We start from the raw sequence: 735 nt of genomic DNA on the forward strand, positions 1-735 counted from the left end.
CCAGAAGACTTTGCTAAAGAGCTAGGGAAAGAACTACTTTCGACCATAAAAAGCCGCCCGTATTGGCAAAGAACCGCCAACAATCCAGAACAATTGACTTTAACGGGTCCTGCGTATCGATTTGACTCTCTTGACCGTATGATAAGCATGACGATTCCGGTGTTTCATAAGGGGATACATCAAGGAATGCTTTCTGTTGAGATTGACGCCAGTAAATTGCTTGCGAGTTCGAATGAGCACTTAGCCGGTAGAATCGATATTATTGATACCACCTTGGTTAATCCGGTTGATAGCGCTACTTTCTATCACGCGATACAACTGGAAGGAGTCACCTCTCATCACGCGATGTACTACGAATTAGATTTTGCCAAAGAGGTCGAGCACTTTTTTGTCTACGAGAAAGACAGCCTGATTGTCGCTATCATCGTATATCTATTCTCTGTAACGCTCTTTTTCTTCGTTAACTCCAATATTGAACGTGGTTACTTCAAAGAGCTGGCAGCTAAAGATCCGATGACCGGGCTGCTAAACCGTAGGGGACTGGAAGCTTTTTGGCGCAGTGTGGAGCATGACCAGTTATTCGCCTTGACTGTATTTGACATTGATAATTTCAAGTTGATTAATGATACCTTTGGGCATGACAAAGGGGATGATGTTATTCGCTACATGTCCCGCCAGATAAGTAATAGCATTCGAAGTAGTGATGTCGCAGCAAGGTTTGGTGGTGAAGAGTTT

1 protein-coding gene is annotated in these 735 nt (G+C 43.7%); it reads left to right on the forward strand.

From position 1 onward, the window contains the following. The coding region (locus AB4496_RS27090; protein WP_372133024.1) for a GGDEF domain-containing protein at window positions 1-735 on the forward strand (735 nt) is incomplete at both ends.

The sequence above is a fragment of the Vibrio sp. 10N.222.46.A1 genome (genome assembly GCF_041473595.1).
Classification (GTDB): Bacteria; Pseudomonadota; Gammaproteobacteria; order Enterobacterales; family Vibrionaceae; genus Vibrio; species Vibrio tasmaniensis_A.